The 15,599-nt window shown below is 49.9% G+C and carries 13 protein-coding genes; 4 read left to right on the top strand and 9 right to left on the bottom strand.

Annotated elements, in window-relative coordinates; all coding sequences use genetic code 11:
- Positions 1 to 145: 145 nt before the first annotated feature.
- The 4 genes from pheA to glf all read left to right on the top strand — a co-directional run bounded on the left by pheA (position 146) and on the right by glf (position 4,272).
- Entirely contained in the window at positions 146 to 1,291 is a 1,146-nt protein-coding gene (pheA, locus tag SFLMC1_RS01875) for a prephenate dehydratase (RefSeq protein ID WP_152073886.1), read from the top strand.
- The gene (locus SFLMC1_RS01870; RefSeq protein WP_154063894.1) at positions 1,292 to 2,530 is read left to right on the top strand and encodes a shikimate kinase; all 1,239 of its coding nucleotides are present in this window, start codon (positions 1,292 to 1,294) and stop codon (positions 2,528 to 2,530) included.
- A 101-nt stretch (positions 2,531 to 2,631) separates the two neighbouring features.
- A complete protein-coding gene (gene aroQ, locus SFLMC1_RS01865; protein WP_152073888.1) occupies positions 2,632 to 3,069 on the top strand; it encodes a type II 3-dehydroquinate dehydratase in 438 nt (145 codons plus the stop codon).
- Between the two features lie 78 nt (positions 3,070 to 3,147).
- Complete coding sequence (gene glf, locus SFLMC1_RS01860; protein ID WP_152073889.1) at positions 3,148 to 4,272, top strand: UDP-galactopyranose mutase; 1,125 nt, start codon at positions 3,148 to 3,150, stop codon at positions 4,270 to 4,272.
- A gap of 252 nt (positions 4,273 to 4,524) precedes the next feature.
- Here the strand turns inward: glf and SFLMC1_RS01855 are convergent, their stop codons facing one another.
- From SFLMC1_RS01855 to SFLMC1_RS01815, 9 genes are all read right to left on the bottom strand, one after another.
- The gene (locus SFLMC1_RS01855) at positions 4,525 to 5,109 is read right to left on the bottom strand and encodes a hypothetical protein (protein ID WP_152073890.1); all 585 of its coding nucleotides are present in this window, start codon (positions 5,107 to 5,109) and stop codon (positions 4,525 to 4,527) included.
- Positions 5,102 to 6,313, bottom strand: a complete 1,212-nt coding sequence (locus tag SFLMC1_RS01850) for an AAA family ATPase (protein ID WP_152073891.1) — start codon at positions 6,311 to 6,313, stop codon at positions 5,102 to 5,104. The genes SFLMC1_RS01855 and SFLMC1_RS01850 overlap by 8 nt, the downstream gene beginning before the upstream one ends.
- A 247-nt stretch (positions 6,314 to 6,560) precedes the next feature.
- On the bottom strand, positions 6,561 to 6,710 hold the full coding sequence (locus SFLMC1_RS01845; RefSeq protein ID WP_187323815.1) for a hypothetical protein: 150 nt from the start codon (positions 6,708 to 6,710) through the stop codon (positions 6,561 to 6,563).
- Between the two features lie 108 nt (positions 6,711 to 6,818).
- Complete coding sequence (locus SFLMC1_RS01840) at positions 6,819 to 7,751, bottom strand: restriction endonuclease (protein WP_152073892.1); 933 nt, start codon at positions 7,749 to 7,751, stop codon at positions 6,819 to 6,821.
- Between the two features lie 354 nt (positions 7,752 to 8,105).
- Positions 8,106 to 8,981, bottom strand: coding sequence for an Abi family protein (locus SFLMC1_RS01835; RefSeq protein WP_152073893.1), 876 nt, complete (start codon positions 8,979 to 8,981; stop codon positions 8,106 to 8,108).
- 304 nt (positions 8,982 to 9,285) lie between these two features.
- Complete coding sequence (locus tag SFLMC1_RS01830; RefSeq protein WP_187323814.1) at positions 9,286 to 11,634, bottom strand: DUF262 domain-containing protein; 2,349 nt, start codon at positions 11,632 to 11,634, stop codon at positions 9,286 to 9,288.
- Positions 11,635 to 11,641: 7 nt separating this feature from the next.
- On the bottom strand, positions 11,642 to 13,009 hold the full coding sequence (locus SFLMC1_RS01825) for a hypothetical protein (protein ID WP_187323813.1): 1,368 nt from the start codon (positions 13,007 to 13,009) through the stop codon (positions 11,642 to 11,644).
- 533 nt (positions 13,010 to 13,542) lie between these two features.
- On the bottom strand, positions 13,543 to 14,130 hold the full coding sequence (locus tag SFLMC1_RS01820; RefSeq protein ID WP_152073895.1) for a HEPN domain-containing protein: 588 nt from the start codon (positions 14,128 to 14,130) through the stop codon (positions 13,543 to 13,545).
- Entirely contained in the window at positions 14,120 to 15,292 is a 1,173-nt protein-coding gene (locus SFLMC1_RS01815) for a DUF262 domain-containing protein (RefSeq protein WP_152073896.1), read from the bottom strand. The genes SFLMC1_RS01820 and SFLMC1_RS01815 overlap by 11 nt, the downstream gene beginning before the upstream one ends.
- Positions 15,293 to 15,599: the final 307 nt, after the last annotated feature.

The raw sequence follows: 15,599 nt of genomic DNA, 5'->3' as shown, positions 1-15,599 counted from the left end.
TTGGGACGGGGCTATTTTAGCTACCCCCCATATGCCAGTTGATATTTGCGCTGACACCCATCGATTCATCGACAGTCAAAGGGTAGCTAAAATAGCCCCGTCCCAAATTAACTACCCCAGGCAACCATTCACGAAAGGGGTCCCTATGGACCTTGCTGACATCCGCCAGGCCATCGATGGCATCGACACCACGCTCCTCAACAGCTTTATCGAGCGCATGGACATTGCCACCGAGGTCGCCAAGTCAAAGATCGAGATGGGCAAGGCCGTCTTCGACCCCGCCCGCGAGCGCTCCAAGCTCAATAACCTCGCCAGCCGCGCGCCCGAGCGCTACGAGGCCCAGACCATCACGCTGTTCCGACTCCTCATGAGCATGAGCAAGGCCGAGCAGCAGCGCTATATCAACGAGCTCAAGGGCATCACGGTCTCGCAAAAGGCCCATGCCACGGCCGAGGCCTTCGATACGCCCTTCCCCCAGACTGCCAGCGTCGCCTGCCAGGGCGTCGAGGGCGCCTACAGCCAGATCGCAGCGTGCAAGCTCTTTGCCGTGCCCGATATCGCGTTCTTCGAGACCTTCGAAGGTGTCATGCGCGCTTTGCGAGATGGCTTCTGCGAGTTTGGCGTGCTGCCCATCGAAAACTCCACCGCGGGCTCGGTCAACGCGGTCTACGACCTGCTCGCGCAGTTCGACTTCCACATCGTGCGCTCGCTTCGCCTCAAGATCGACCACAACCTGCTCGTCAAGCCCGGCACCAAGCTGCAGGATGTTCGTGAGGTCTATAGCCACGGTCAGGCCATCGCGCAATGCGCCGGCTTTATCGAGGCGCACGGCCTGCACGCCACCAAGTATCTCAACACGGCCATGTCGGCCGAAATGGTCGCCAACTCCGAGCGCACCGACGTCGCCGCCATCGCCTCACGCAGTTGTGCGGCACTCTACGGTCTGAAGGTGCTGGAGCCCAACATTCAGGACTCGGACAACAACTACACGCGCTTCGTCGTCATCAGCCGCGAGCCGCGCGTCTACCCTGGCGCCAACCGCACCTCGCTCATGATCACCACGGCCAACGAGCCGGGCGCCCTCTATCGCGTGCTCGAGCGCTTCTATGCGCTCAACATCAACCTTATCAAGCTCGAGAGCCGTCCCATCCCCGGGCGCGACTTTGAGTTTATGTTCTACTTTGACCTGGACTGTCCCTTTGACAGCAAGGCGCTCGACGACCTACTCGATTCCATCGATGACGTGTGCGAGAGCTTCACCTACTTTGGCAGCTACACGGAGGTGCTCTAGATGACCGACGTCGCCACAACCCGCCCCTACGGCGTGCTGGGCCGCGTGCTGGGCCACAGCTACACCCCGACCATCTACAAGGAGCTCGCGGGGCTTGAGTACGTGCGTTTTGAGCGCGAGCCCGAAGACCTCGCGGCCTTTATGACCGGCGATGAATGGGAGGGCACCAACGTGACCATTCCCTACAAGCGCGCCGTCATGGACTACCTAGACGAGCTGAGCCCGCTCGCCGAACGCATGGGCAACGTCAACACGATCACGCGTCTGCCCGATGGCCGTCTGCGCGGCGACAACACCGACTACTTCGGATTCCAGTGCCTGGTCGAGGAGCTGGGTGTGGAGATTGCCGGCAAGAAGGTCCTCGTGCTCGGAGCCACCGGAGGCGCCGGCACCACGGCCAGCATGGTGCTGGGCGACCTGGGCGCGAACGTCGTACCCGTGGGACGCACGAGTGAAGTCAACTACGACAACATCGCACAGCAGTCCGACGCCGCACTGCTCGTCAACTGCACGCCCGCCGGCATGTTCCCCCTCTGCCCCGACGCGCCTTGCACGCTCGAGGGCCTCAACGCGCTCGAGGGCGTCATCGATATCGTCTACAACCCCGCCCGCACGGGGCTCATGCTCGAGGCCGAGCGTCGCGGCATCCCCTGCATCGGCGGCCTGCTCATGCTTGTGGCCCAGGCGGCACAGGCCGTCGAGCGCTATACCGGCCAAGTCACCCCGCGCGAGCGCATCCGGGGCGTAACGGAGCGCCTGTCCCGCCATGAGCAGAACATCGCGCTGATCGGCATGCCGGGCTCGGGCAAAACCCGCGTGGGCGAGCAGATCGCCCTTCTTACCGGCCGCGAGCATATCGACCTGGACCGCGCCCTCGAGGAGCGCCTTGGCATGCCCTGTGCCGACTTTATCGTCGAGCGCGGCGAGCCGGCCTTCCGCGAGCAGGAGACGGCGGCCCTGGCCGACATCTCCAAGCGCAGCGGCCTTGTGCTTTCCACCGGCGGCGGCGTGGTCACGCGCGACGAGAACTACCCGCTGCTGCACCAGAACAGTCAGATTGTGATGCTCAACCGTAAGCTCGATGAGCTCGCCCACAAGGGTCGCCCCATCACCGCCCGCGACGGTATCGACAAGCTGGCCGAGCAGCGCATGCCACGCTACCGCGCCTGGGCCGACTACATCATCGACTCGCGCGACTGCGCAGCCAACACCGCCCGAGCCCTCCTCGACACCCTCTAAAACCTACTAAAAAGGGACAGGTTTATTTTGGCAGGTTTTATCTGGGCAAACGTCGAAGACCAAAAGACCGGCTACGCTAACCAACCGCAAAGGAAGCAACCATGAAAGCTCTCGTCATCAACGGCCCTAACCTCAATATGCTCGGCATTCGCGAGCCGGGCATCTACGGCAGCGACAACTACGACCGCTTGGTCCAGATCTGCAAGGAGGCCGGCGCCGCACAGGGCTTCGACGAGGTCGAGGTCTTCCAGTCCAACCACGAGGGCAGCATCGTCGACAAGATCCAGGAGGCATACGGCAAGGTCGACGGCATCGTCATCAACCCGGCAGCCTACACGCACACCAGCGTGGCGATCCTGGACGCCCTCAAGGCCGTTGCCATCCCCGCCGTCGAGGTCCACATCAGCGCCGTGGAAACGCGCGAGGACTTCCGCCAGGTAAGCTACGCCCGCCTGGCCTGCTTTGCCACCATCACCGGTGAAGGCCTCCAGGGCTACGCCCATGCGTTGGAGCTGCTGAAAGGGCATCTGCTACACTAATCCTTGGGACAAAATAATCAGGTTTGTTTGTCCCAAAACTTAAGTAACTGTTCGATTGACATACAAAGGAGCATATCCATGTCCCAGTACGATTACCTCGTCGTCGGTGCCGGCCTTTCGGGCGCCGTCTTCGCCAACGCCGCCAAGCGCGCCGGCAAGTCGGTCCTGGTCATCGACCGCCGCGACCACATCGCCGGCAACATCTACACCGAGGACGTCGAGGGCATCCAGGTCCACCGCTACGGCGCGCACATCTTCCACACCTCCATGAAGGACGTCTGGGACTACGTCAACCGCTTCGCCGAGTTCAACAACTACGTCAACTCGCCGGTCGCCAACTTCCACGGCAACATGTACAACATGCCCTTCAACATGAACACCTTCGCCAAGATGTGGCCCGGCGTCGTCACGCCGGCGGACGCCAAGGCAAAAATCGCCGAGCAGGTGGCCGCCGAGAACATCGGCGAGCCGGCCAACCTCGAGGAGCAGGCGCTGTCCCTCGTCGGCCGCGACATCTTCGAGACACTCGTGAAGGGCTACACCGAGAAGCAGTGGGGCCGCGACTGCCGCGACCTGCCCGCGAGCATCATCAAGCGCCTTCCCTGCCGCTTCACCTACGATAACAACTACTTCAACGACCGCTACCAGGGCATCCCCATGGGCGGCTACACCAAGATGGTCGCCAACATGCTCGAGGGCGTCGAGGTGCGTTGCGGCGTGGAGTACAAGGAACTGGCCGCCGCCGAGCCCGATATCGCCGCCAAGACGGTCTACTGCGGCCCCATCGACGCGTTCTACGACTTCAAGCTGGGCACGCTCGAGTACCGCAGCCTGCGCTTCGAGACCGAGACGCTCGACGAGGCCGACCACCAGGGCGTGGCCGTGGTCAACTACACCGAGCGCGAGGTCCCCTACACGCGCGTCATCGAGCACAAGCACTTCGAGTTCGGCACGCAGGACAAGACCGTCATCACGCGCGAGTACCCGGCCGACTGGAAGCCCGGCGACGAGCCCTACTACCCCATCAACGACGCCAAGAACGAGGCCCTCTACAAGCAGTACGAGGAGCTGGCGGCGCAGGAGGGCGACGTGGTCTTCGCCGGTCGCCTGGGCGGCTACAAGTACTACGACATGGACAAGGCCATCGCCGCGGCCTTCGAGCTCGTCCGCAACGAGCTGGGCGTGGAGCCCACTGAGGCGTAAAGGTCCAAAACGGGCCTCTGCGCGAGCCGAAAACAGCACAAGCAGGCACGCTAACGCCGGCAGGAGCAATTTCGCCTTTGCCGGCGTTTTAGTATGGAGACGGAACTAGCTGTTCTGTCCATTATCTAGCGGAGGATATAAGTGGACACGGCCTGCCACAGAGGCAAAAAACCGGAAGTATGCGGCAAATTCTAAACATGTCGAGCACACTGTGTTCTAGCCTTTGCACTCGATCTGGCAATTACTCATCTGCTATTTCAACAAGTCGACCAGCAGAAGCTCTCCATTCTTCCGCTTGCTTGTCTCGGCATGAGCTTTAATTGCTTTTATAAGTCTTGCGCCGTTGCCCCAATATTCCTCAAGAAAGTCCTTCTCTTTAATTTTGCCTAGTCCAAGACGCTGCTTGCAGAATTCATTAGGCTTAAGTTGTCTATCCCTTCTGGTCGCGTTCTCCCAATCCCGATAGGCACCCTCGGCGTGAATCACAAGCATCTCGACCTCAGGCCGCGTAACAAAACTCAGCACTTTAGTGCCGTTCTGCCTGCGCTTTGGAAACTCAAACTTGGGAGCGCTGCTGTCCACAATCCGTGCGACCGCAAGTCCTTCAGCCCCAGCAGTCTCGTAGTTCATCGAGAAATAGTCGTTTGCAATTTCGGAAGCCTTGCGTTTTCGCGTGTAAGGACGATCAACAATGAGGGCATCTTTGACCACTCGTTCTCTTGGGACGATCAACAAATCGTTGTCATACAGCACCTGAATAACGACACCCTCTGCAGTTCCTTCACAGCTAAACAAGACAAAACGACTTGATAGAATATCTTTTGCCTGATCACCCATTGATGTGCTCGCAAACATACTCGCGCATCGCTTGAACGTCGGGGTACTTAGGCATAGATCCCTTGATTACATTGTTGATAATCACATCGCTCTTTTTGTTCTCAATCCGATTGATACGCTCGGAATACTTGATGAGCTCTGTCTTAAACGAATCGTCGCGCACAAGAACAAAGACATTGTCTTTACGTCTCAGCACATCAAGGAGCTCCGAGTAATGAGTCGAAAAGAGCAAAGTTGCCCCATGGGGGTTCGTAACGGGAGAAGCAAAAAGCTCAATCACTGTGCCAACAAGTGATCTATTAAGACCCGTTTCAATCTCGTCCACAATCAGATAGCCCCCATTTCTGAGAGCGGTTATCGCTTGATTGACCAGCTCAGCGCCCAAGATCGTTCCATTTGACAGAACAGAAGTCGCGATCGCGACATTCATCACTCGCTCCGCTCGCTCACCCTTAAACTTAAGATGGAACACTTGGTTTTCCTTGTTCCAGACAAGATATTCAACACTCGGATCAAAAGCCTGAACAACAGGGGTTGGCAAGCTCGTCAAAGGCAGCGTGCGCTCGGGGGACTCCACCGAGACCATCTTTTTACCCGTGATGACAGACACGATTGACATGTTGTCATCCAGGAAAGTTCGTTGGGCATCGTTAAGAACAAGGTCACCATCATCAGGCCCCTCACGAACCAGAATAGGCTCAGAAACATCCTTCAGATGCTCGATATTCAAAACGACCTTTCTAGAGACGCGCGATGTGGGACATCTCCAAAGCCATTCGTTCTCAAATGTAAGCGATCCCGCAAAAGAAGTATCATCTGCGGCTTCGCCATCCGCTTTATGAAGTTGAGATTCAATAAGATATACCGAACCTTTTTCATAAAATACACAGGTCACATTGACCTGGCGCTCCAAGTTTCCGAGAACATCGGAACCAGTTGCAAAGCGTCGCATAACAAAGCTGCCAGACATATAGCCAAGCACAAAGCGCACAAGGTTGAGAGTCGTTGTCTTACCGGATGCGTTTACGCCAACAACGCCCATTACATTCTGAGAATAGAGCGAGGATCCCACCGGCAGCGGGAACACATCGGCGAAATTACCTTCTTCATCGCTCAAAACGCGATCAGCGGCAATAAAATCAAGCTCCAAACGCTTGTCCTTAAACAGCGTGACCCCATCAATTCTTAATTTAAGAAGTTTCAAAGCGACCTCCTCTTAGACAATTCAATTATAAACAGTTTTCTTGTTTATAATCTGAGAAACATGATGGCTACGGATTGTTCAGAGAAAGCAAAACAGCGTGACAGCGGGAGCGTGCAAAAAAATGGCTTCTATAACGGCCGCAACCAGCTCCGCCCCCATTCGTCAGCAACATCTCGACCATCACGCCACCCCTCCCCTGAGTCCCACACAATAAAGAGCAGCGCACGTACGCTGCCACTTGTCGGCCTCAATATATTAGGAAGGATCTTATGAAAAGCCGCTCGTACTCAAACTCGTCGAGTAGCGCGTTGAGCATCTCCTCGACGGTCCGCCTCACCAGATTCCTTATGTCCTTGCGTAGTGACCCCTTGCCGACTGCTACGATGTTCGCAGACACGTCCCGCCCCCCCTCGTCAATGATTTGTTGTTTAGCAGCTGGAAATCATATAGAAGGGCGCGGGACGTGTTCCGCTATGCGGTGTTTATTTGCGAATCAAATTACGCATCACGCTGTCCTTACTGTCTTCCTTATCCATCTAATTAAGTCCGCTCGTGCATTTTGGTGCTCAAATTGAATACGCGAGATTTCGTTTTCGCTAGAGCTACTGGACGAAGAATGCCCTTCCGGGAATAGACCATCGATCAGATCGCCCGCATATTTAGAGACTTCATCATAGGGGGTATCATCCAAATCGAATCCGTTAAATACCTTATCAAATTCATTAACTGCCTGCTCGCAAGCATCGACAAGGAAAGTGAACAATTGATCCGCAGTCCTTACCTGAAGCATGTCCGCATAGTTGTTTACAAAAGCATCAGCAGCGCACACCATGTCACCATCTCGCAACATTGCAGGATACTCTACCTGAGAAACAACCTCGATATTCAACGAAGCCAGCAGTTGAACAAGCCCGCGATATTCCGAAAGGAGTTTTTTATATTCCGCACGCCCTTGATCGCCGATAAGATGAGTCGGAACATCCAGGGGATCCGCATATCTCAGCAAAATCTGCCCAAAGCCTAAACAACGCCTTGTCGTCTCACAGAGCCAGAAGGGCTTTATATACTCAATAAACTCAGGCCATGAAAGCAATTTAATATTGCTATATCGCGCAGCATTAATAGCCCCCTCTTGAAACCCAAATCGCGAAATCAACAACCCAAGTGAAGCGCCACTATCACCAACTACCCGGCTAAATGCAAACACCTTTTCCTGAGGAACAGCTGTGTTCCAATATTTGCATTCGCATATAATTGGCCCATACAAGATCTTTTTGGGCTGAGCAAAAACGTCAACGGTTACAGTTCCTCGCGCCAAGGTAATAGTTTTCTGAACCTCAGCATCCATTCCAGAAGCTATCAGAATCTGTGCAACGGACCTCTCCATCTCCTTCCAGTTTTCCGGAGGATCGGAAACAGGAAATCCTTGAAAGACCATATGCAACAACCTTCAATCAACATCAACGCGATGAAACAGCATAATAAGGATAAGAGAACTGACTGAAATATAGCCATCGGATTTTGCAGGGGTCCACGCCGGCCCTAGCGCCTACACGAAATAGCGATCACGCCCAAAAACGACTAGCAACGTGGATGTTGAATAATTGGGTCGCACCAACAAACACTGAACTCATGAGGAGTTCCCCGTTTCAATCGGACAGTCCGTTTTACTCAATGAAAAGAGAACGGGGACACACCCAGAGGATGCGTCCCCGAAAAGAAGGAATTAACCTTCTTTGTATTGTAGTCGTCAATTATATTTATGGTCTTGTTTCCCAAAAGAGACTATTTTCTAATTCACAAACCAGCCATTTTTCAGGCCGCTAATAAAAGCGAAACCGGTTCTTATTTGGTCGTTGCGAAGATAGTAGATCTCGTTGCGATACATTCTCTCAACAAGCCTGCGCAGCTGTTTTCCTTTATTAGTCCTTACCCCGGTTGAAGCCATAGTACTGTGAAGGTATAACGTAGTCGCAATATGCTGTAGACGTTCGTTTGATAGCTTGGCCTTAACATTCACATCTTGGAACTTAAGTCCCGTCACAACATTTCTTACGTCATACGAAACGTTATACCTGGGCTTGCCTGATTTCAGATCATTAATAATGCGGTTGTTATGCGCGCAGGCATTCCTAAGGCCCTTCATAGCTTGCAGTTCATAGGCGCGTTTTATAAATTCCCCATCATGAAGATAGCGAGAAACCGAGAACCAAAAATCAATGAAAGTTCCGAAAGTAATCAACTCTGTAAAAACCCAGACTGGATAGCCAGTTTCCCTATAAGCCGAAACAAGACCATTGATATAGCAGCTGTTTAACCTTGAATCAATTTCGCGCGTCAAGCTTCCGCCCGATACGCCCTCATACTGTGAGCATCTTTTGCCACTGAGGTACTGCTCGACAATCTCATAAGTATCAACGAAGTCACGACCAAGCCTCTCAAGCAGCTCAAATTTTGAAAAGTGCTCGATATCGATTGTCATGGGCAGTAAGACTTGCATCAACTCATAGTCGATAACAGACAGATCCTGAAGCATGGCAAAATCGAGACCAATATACTTGCCATCATTTACTCCACCAACGACCTTATCAAAGCCGCATCGATACGAGCGGAGCCTGAAATAATTATTGTTATGTTTTAAATAACTCAGAGCTTCTTGTTTACTCATCAAGTTGAACGCTACGCCCTTACGTTCCAAATGCTAAATCTGTTGTTCAGGAGTAAGCCATGGTTTATCGTGCATAACGCCCCCAACGGTCATTCTGTATTAAGGAACAGGATAACAAACAACTGACATTAAAAATTTGTAAGGCGAAACCCTGTAAGGGGAACGACTAGGGACGGAGCCATCGGCGAACCGCTAGCAACAAAAGGGCACCGGGGCCACATTGGCCCTGGTGCCCATGCGCAATATCAGCGGTGCCGTTCCATAATAACGGCGCCCTCATAATATGCGATTACTTTCAATATTCTTAATCCCTAAGAGTTATCTTGGCAATCTCCCCGGATTTTTCCTCAACAAAGAGATGGGGCTCATAACTGTATTTTTCAGACTTTTCTTCACAAAAAACTTCGTAAAGCACGGACCTAATATCTGTGGTGTGTCTCCTCAGCCCGTCAAGGTCAGCTTTCTCCAAAAGCAACCAGAGGAGATAAGCTTCCTTATTAGAAATAGCGCGCTTCCAAGTAGTTGAACCAGATGACACAATGGCTTTTAAACCGTCAAATCGATCCCCTGCAAGAATGGATAGCTTATTTAGAAAATCGTTGACCCGTTCCATTGACGAAAGAAAGCCGTCAACATCGTTATCCGAAGCCGTATCTAGAACGCGCGTAATTTTGCTTGCATCCCTAACTCGCACGCTAAGTTTGCCATCGCGGACGAACATAAGAAAACTGTCGCTTAGCTTTATGCCATCACATACGGCTTGATAATTCGTCGCGGCCAGCATTGTAACTAGTTCTTCGTTTTTCATGCGAGGATCTTGTAGCCTGAAAAACTCCCCAAAATGATCGCGAACGATAGCTTTGGCCTTATCAACTATCTTTCTATCGATATATGAATTCCACATCTCAAATGAATTGGGTCTGATGGGAAGAGGACGACTATTTAATCTTTGGAAAAGATCAATGGCGCTGAAATCCTGGTTCAAATAGCCGTCGATTTCAATGACATCGATTCCAAAATCGAGGATTCGGTCATAGTATTCTGGATATTCATCTTGGACACGCGCAGCAGAATATCCATTGAGTTCTTTAAGGATTCTCAAACCTTTAAGCCTAAAGCTATTCTTTTGAGACTGCCGAGCTACGCCATGCTCATCGATAAAAGACTTTCCAAGAAAGCCAATGATCGATAAAAGTCTCTGCTGACCATCAACAACCTCAGAAACGCCATCCGTTCTTTTGTAAACAAAGATGGGCGGAATCCTTATCCCCAAAATAATGCTTTCGATTAAGTAAGACGCTTTTGCGGTGTCAGTCACTTCAGACCGCTGATAAGCTGGCCTAATAAGAAAACGATTCTTTTGTACATTAACAAGAATGTCGTCAATGGACTCCGAGCGCGGATCAGGCTTCGGCAAACGCAAAAAGTCATAATCGTCCGCGTTTTTCACGCCATTCATTAACTGTTTGTATCGAACCCTATCATCAAGATGCTTAGAGAAATCGATGTCGATCATTCGGTTAACACATCTGGCAACTAAACCATATCGGGCAATAATGGCCTTATCGTAATGACTTCCCTGCGAGGCAAATGTTCTTTCAATCCCATGATATGCCGCCGGCAAACCTTCCCAAATCGACTCATCGCTATCCACCGTCAGGAGAGTATCCGCGAAAGAACGGAGGTCGAATAAGGGACCCTTATTATATTCATCTTCAGCTATCGATAGCGCCCAGTATGCCGTCTCGTTCACCAAACGATTGTTTTTTAAAATCATTGAGCCGCTTAATAACTGACACAGCATGGTGAGCTTATTGACACGGGATCGAAAATTCTCAAATAGCTCATCAGGTGCACACTGCGACACATTAGTCGAATAGAACGTTGCAACAATATCATTCTTCCCTTTTCCATAAGCATAGCTATGTATGGGTATAAACCTCATAGTCAAAAGCGCCCTTACTCTCGACAGCAGGCTGTTGATCCTATCTCTTAGGGGCGCCTTCTTTTTTGTGGAAGCATTAAATAGGGCTTCGCAGCTAGCAAGGAAATCCTCATCGGCTTCGAATCTTTGGTAGAAATAATTTGTTACCAAGTCGGAATCGTATTCCGCTCTCTCAACTTCTTCTCGCTTAAGAGACGTTACTCCAGAGTTATAGCGGTTAAAAATTTCACGCTTAACCTTATCCTTTTGTCGAGATGTCATTTTCGGTTCATTTACAACGCTAAAGATAAGCAGTCTCAACTTAGTTTCATCAAAACTGTCTTTAACTTGCTGAGGGAGATCAGCATAATGGAGACCGGCCAGGTGTCTCAACCGCTTCAATCCGCCAGAATCTAGCGAAAGTGATCCCTCTACAAATTTAAGCAGAGTTTCATATCTTTGTCTGCCGTCAATTACTTCATACAAAGTCCCATCTTTGAATAATACAATCGGCGGGATTTCAGTACCAAGAATCACGCTCTCAATGAAATAAGTTGCCTTGGATCTGTCCCAGACATAATTCCTCTGGAAAAATGGTGCGTAATCCACCTTCTTTCTAAAACGATCGTTAGCGAAAATACCCGCTACAGTTTTTGACAACGGCTGAACATTCAAACTATCTCTGAAAATATTGGCTATTTCTGATACATCGAGGTTGTACGCGGTCATCGAATTATCACCCCACCAAATTCCTGTCTGGAAACACTTTTTTCTCAAACCCTGGCACACTGTCGGCGATAACAGAGCCTGAATAGAAATAATCGGTAGAGTAATCCAACCTCTGTTTAACCAAGCCATCTAGCGCAAATCTAAATAGATATTGCCGCTCACAATCTTCAAACGCATCTTTAATTTGCGGCGGCAAAGGAATCAAGTCGAAAATATACCTACAGCTGTCAAATGGAATTACATCCAAGTACATTTTCTTAGTCTTTGCGATGTACTCAAAACGTTTAATTGATTGCACGGAGGGAAACATCGGATGAGTCAACTGACAAAACGCCAAATCAACCCCCAGCTCTGAAGACGGCTTATCATGAAATGCAAAACACTTAGTAAGGCCCCTTAGGCATTCACATGACGCCCCATTAGGCAAGACCTCTGAATCCCTAATAGCCCAAAGACGCTCAAGAGAATCCAGTACGCCAACAGACTGCTGCTGTGCCCCCGCAAGTTCTTTAAGAAGTAGCCGCCTAAGATCTCTGGCGTCATCTGCAATACTGGCAGGCAACCATCTATCAACAGACAAAAGACAGAGCAGGGATTCATGTCTTCGTTTATACAAATAATTGAGTGAAGCGGTTCCGTTGCCAACATCCGATGAAAGTCCGTACACTCTGTTTAATGCTGAATTAGTCGCCCTCAGCGAAGGTGCAACAGTGGTTGCAACAGAAACGACCAACATAGTGATTAAATCAGAATAGCCAATACGCAGATTAGCCATTGCGTCTTTTCGATAGGAATCATAGCTATTAAAAACATTGGCGCATGCTCGCTCAAAAGAGACTGCCGAAGCAATTTCGGAAACAACTTTTCTTTGGGTAATCAAACTCGCAAATTGAGAGCAAAGTAAATCATCGGAAAAATCGGGTTCACAAAAATTAGTAATTAAAAAGCCGGGAGACTGAAGACGTTGATATCTAAACAAATCAGCAACAAGGCGCAAGGCATAAGACCCCGAAATTAGAGAGGCGCAGCTATCGAGATAAATAATATCGAATGACACAGGAACCGATGCAAAGAATGACTCCGCCTTCATTTTAATTAAATGAAGCGAGCTAAACGGCCCATCAGACAAATCATTAAGCGCAGATTTAAATGTTCGTTGCTCAGATTCAAACGCCCATATATTCGAAGGCAAAACACCTAGAGAGATAAGCTCCTTAAGGTCATTCGACGGCTCAGGACCCGCTAAATAACAGACTTTTAGGTCAGATGCCTTCCGTGAACCAACGCAGGATTCCCACAATGCGACCCAATCGGCTAGTCCTTGCGGGGTGATATGGGCGGCTTCCTTTGCTTGTAAACCATCCGGTTCATCCAAGATAAAATGATGCTTCAAGTCATTAACGTATGTGCAGTCAACGCATGCCGAGGCACCACGTCTCGATGTAAGCATACATACAGCATGCGAAAGTGCCTGATAACGAGCTTCATTTTTTGCAGGTTGTCTGTAAGATAGCGCCAATAGAAGCCTCTTTCTTAAAATACGGCAATGAGATAAATAGGGCATGATGAAGATTCATTAATTATAAAACTAATCTTAAATGAGCAATTTCTAATTTGAACGCCTTCGCACACTTCAAGACAATCGCCGGATGGCATCATCGCACAGCCAGCAGTAGCAGAGGAAATCACGCCAAGAACGCCGGTGACAGCCAGACTGAAGTATATAGTGGAATACGAGCGGGACGAGAAGGACCCGGACACGTCTAAACCGGATGAGATGGACGAGCAGAACAAGTGGGCTGAGGGCTAGAGCAATACGAGCCCAAGACCGCTTCGATCAATTTACGAAAGAAGGACGACATCGATGCCTATCGGCCAGGATCATTGATTTGTTAAAAACGCACACCCTTACAGAGCATAATCGTTAAACCGCGAATCGAATCTCCTCAAATGACTTAGCAGGCAATTCACCTGCTCGCGAATTTCATAACAGTTAATATCCTCGCTTATACCGATAAAGGAAGAATGGGCGCATTTTCCTCGTAACGCCCCAAATGAATCGAGAGCCTGCTCCAACGACGCACCCAAATCGATTCCGCCCACGAAAAATGGGTTAAACATTTTTGAAATGTCTTTGGATTTGATGCCGTTGTTTCCATGTAACACCCTTCCGTGCAGGGCAACAGCACCCTTGGCAACATCTTCTAAAGACTTAACATCTTTTATCTCATTTGTCCTGGCCCCATAAAAATACAAGAAAGAACTTGTTAATGAATCGTAGTGCTCTTTAGCAATGAGCTCCCCAACATGGGCGCAAAGCTCCTCTGCCAGCTCCTCCAGATAAGACTCAACTTCAGCATGGACGAGCAAAATGCAAGCACGCGCATCGTCTTGCTGTTCTTCGCTATAGTCACCGATTTCATTTGGCTTCTCGGGCAGATATCGATCTCTAAGAGAAATGCTCCTTGAATGCAGACGATCAAATCTAACGGTCAACGATTACTTTCCCATCCTTATCGAGAGCCAGCTTCTTAACCGGTATCCCCAAAAGCCCAGACAACGCATCGCTCCAGATCGCAATCCTTGCAATCAGTGACCTCTTGGTTTTAGTGGAAACAGAGCATGCGTCTATAAAACCCGGAGAGGAAAGCACTCGTCCAAGCTCAGTCGCCACCTCCTTCTTGTTAAAGGCAATTGCCCCCCGGATATTTACGTCCTGCGCAGCAAAACAGAGTGCGTCGAAAACGGCCCGGTTAAAACGCGGTTTCTTTCCATCTTGCAAAAGAGTAAAGGGGGCCATCTTTTCGCCGTAGTTCGCTCCAATCAAGCAGTAAACATCCCTATACAGAGATATAGCTTTAACCACTTCACCAGCATACGACTGGTAAGTAAGATCGGAGTCTAAGTCATTTAGCCATGCCGTAGTTTGATCGAGAAACTCCTTGAGGTTGCCCGTGTATAAATCAGGCCTATGTACTATTCCACAATACCGCGTAAGTAATTCAATGTCGCGCATTCGGAAATCAGGGCCATCAGCAGATTCACTAAATAGCCGAGCAAATTCAAAGTCATGGTCTGTAAAAGACGAAGCAAACCTAGTAAATGGACCAGGCATTAATGCAAATCGCAGCTCTTGCGTATTCAGAGAGACGCTCCCGCTGTTCAATCGATGGAATATCGTGTATAGAACCGAATCGTTATTCCATCCAGACAACCTAACGGCTCTAATTGTAGAGTTATCGATAGCATCACGGTAAACATCATCCATCTCACCGTAAGTATGCCCCTTCAGTTCCTTCAGCAGCTCAGGCTTTCCCAAGCGGAGATCGCCATCATAAAAACGCATTATGCTCAAGAGGCGCTGCTTACCGTCGAGGACGATATATTTACCCCGCTCTTGGTTGTTCTGAGCAATTACAATTTGGGGAACAGGAATACCAAGAATCAAAGACTCAATGAAAGCAGTTTGTTTATTTGCGTCCCAGACTTGCCTTCGCTGAAACTCTGGCGAGACATCAATATTTCCCTTTTTCATTTGACCGAATAGAGTTTCAACCGTCCAGTCAGATGAAGAAAGGGACAGATCGCGATAATCCAAAATAGAGGAGGAGAAATCATCCTCATCTTCAATGTTAAAAGTATCTTCCACAACAGCCATTGCGCCCAACTTTCCAAGTCCTCCATATCAATCAACAGCATTTATATTAATAATCTCATTATTAGGTAATCATGATTTCATGACCAATAAACATGAACCCCATGAACATGTGAGCTGATATTTATTTCAGACCATCAATCACCCAGCTCCTCAATCACCTTTTTCACTTCCACTTCGATCTTTCCCTTATCACACCCAACGAAACAGTCGTTAAGATAGCGAGAGAGGCTCTCCCGGACAGCCACTGACAACCAAGAGCCCCAGCTTAATGAAGCGGTGGCTCAACGCCATAACATGATAATGGCGG

This window comes from Collinsella aerofaciens (assembly GCF_901212495.1).
In the GTDB taxonomy this organism is placed as follows: domain Bacteria; phylum Actinomycetota; class Coriobacteriia; order Coriobacteriales; family Coriobacteriaceae; genus Collinsella; species Collinsella aerofaciens_H.
The sequence above is the reverse complement of the archived record's forward strand: the minus strand, read 5'-3'. Positions and strand labels throughout refer to the sequence as shown.

Excerpts from the sequence above, each read along its gene's own strand:
- aroQ (WP_152073888.1), top strand. The coding sequence starts at position 2,632 with ATGAAAGCTCTCGTCATCAACGGCCCTAACCTCAATATGCTCGGCATT.
- pheA (WP_152073886.1), top strand. The coding sequence starts at position 146 with ATGGACCTTGCTGACATCCGCCAGGCCATCGATGGCATCGACACCACG.
- glf (WP_152073889.1), top strand. The coding sequence starts at position 3,148 with ATGTCCCAGTACGATTACCTCGTCGTCGGTGCCGGCCTTTCGGGCGCC.
- SFLMC1_RS01830 (WP_187323814.1), bottom strand. The coding sequence starts at position 11,634 with ATGACCGCGTACAACCTCGATGTATCAGAAATAGCCAATATTTTCAGA.
- SFLMC1_RS01815 (WP_152073896.1), bottom strand. The coding sequence starts at position 15,292 with ATGGCTGTTGTGGAAGATACTTTTAACATTGAAGATGAGGATGATTTC.
- SFLMC1_RS01840 (WP_152073892.1), bottom strand. The coding sequence starts at position 7,751 with ATGGTCTTTCAAGGATTTCCTGTTTCCGATCCTCCGGAAAACTGGAAG.
- SFLMC1_RS01870 (WP_154063894.1), top strand. The coding sequence starts at position 1,292 with ATGACCGACGTCGCCACAACCCGCCCCTACGGCGTGCTGGGCCGCGTG.
- SFLMC1_RS01855 (WP_152073890.1), bottom strand. The coding sequence starts at position 5,109 with ATGGGTGATCAGGCAAAAGATATTCTATCAAGTCGTTTTGTCTTGTTT.
- SFLMC1_RS01835 (WP_152073893.1), bottom strand. The coding sequence starts at position 8,981 with ATGAGTAAACAAGAAGCTCTGAGTTATTTAAAACATAACAATAATTAT.